This window comes from Acidovorax cavernicola (assembly GCF_003581445.1).
This window is the reverse complement of the sequence record NZ_QXMN01000219.1, coordinates 1-1360: the sequence shown is the minus strand read 5'-3', so window position 1 is coordinate 1360 and position 1360 is coordinate 1. Positions and strand designations below refer to the sequence as shown.

At 52.5% G+C, this 1360-nt stretch carries 2 protein-coding genes; both read right to left on the bottom strand.

Annotation, left to right across the window (positions count from 1 at the left end):
- Positions 1-615, bottom strand: a 615-nt coding sequence (locus tag D3H34_RS32680; RefSeq protein ID WP_147400597.1) for an aldo/keto reductase, incomplete at its 3' end; no start/stop codon positions are given.
- Positions 616-695: 80 nt separating this feature from the next.
- Positions 696-1166 (bottom strand): 2,4'-dihydroxyacetophenone dioxygenase family protein, encoded by a 471-nt coding sequence (locus D3H34_RS32675; RefSeq protein WP_119558867.1) that lies wholly within the window; start codon positions 1164-1166, stop codon positions 696-698.
- Between the last annotated feature and the right edge of the window lie 194 nt (positions 1167-1360).

Genomic DNA, 1360 nt, shown 5'->3' with positions numbered 1-1360 from the left:
CGCCAGATCATGCTCTTGCGCAACCAGTTCCAAACCGCTTTCGTAAGCGGCGCGGTCGTACAGGTTGTATTCCGGCTGCAAGACCTGATAACGCGGCAGCCCGTTCTCACTTGCCAATGCCAATACCTCTTTCAGCCGCCCTGCGCTGAAGTTGGAAGCACCAATTGCACGGATTTTTCCATCCGTGAGCAGCTTTTCATACGCTGTCAGCGTCTCCTCCAAGGGAACATTGTCGTCATCCAAATGAGAGAAATAAACGTCGATGTAATCCGTCTGCAAGCGCTGCAGTGATTCTTCAACCGCCTTGTATATATTGGCTGCAGACAAGCCTTTGCGCGCAGCAAGATACCCCACCTTGGTCGCAAGCACGACGTTCTGCCGTTGTCCGCTTTTCTTGAACCACTTTCCAATAATTGTCTCGGATTCCCCTCCTTGCAAGCCAGGGACCCAGGCTGAATAAACATCTGCCGTATCAATGAAATTGATGCCTTGATCGATGCATGCATCCAGCACGGAAAATGACGTATTTTCGTCAATGGTCCAGCCAAAAACATTCGCGCCCAGCATCATCGGAGAAACGCTGATGCCTGAGTTCCCCAAGCTACGGTACTGCATGAAAACTCCAATAAACCCATCATGTGATAAAAGAGCCAGGCGTTGCGGTCGCGGCAAGCATGGCTCTGTAAATTTGCAGCTTATACGGCAAACGTGGAAAGGTCTTTGGGCGTGATGCCGTGCTTCTTGCAGTGGTTCAGGTAGCGTTCCATATTTGTTTTCCAGTTCGATTGCGCGATGATTTTGTTGTCGTCATCCAGGTACAGCAATTCGCCGGTCACAATGCTCAGAGTGATGGTGGCCTCATCACTCACTCCTATAGGCGTGTGAACGGTTCCTGCGGTCTCGTACACCACGCTGCCTGCGCGCGCTGTCCAGTCATGCTCAATGTACTTCCAGGCGCCCTGGATCGTATAAACGATGACAGTGCCCGTATGGTGATGCTTTGGCTTCTTGCCGCGTGGAGGCGACTTCAGCATGACGATGGATTCGCCGCGCACAGGGTCAATCTTGAAATATTTCACCAAGGTGTTTTCGTCATACGGGGTGTATGGCATCCAGGGTGTTTCATCGTCGTTGATGCATTCGGTATCGATGCGTTCGAATAACATGGCGTGGGTCTCCTTTTAGGATGAATATGTCTTGTGCGCGAAGCTGTTACATCACTGCCGCAAAAGGCTTTGGCAGCGCCGAAGCCGCCGCAGCGGGTCGACTTCCGTTGATGGTGACCCGGTAGCCACTGCGTCGATGGGGAAAGTAGTCCCAGATGGCGTGGTGCTGGGTGCAGCAGTTGTCCCAGAAGGCA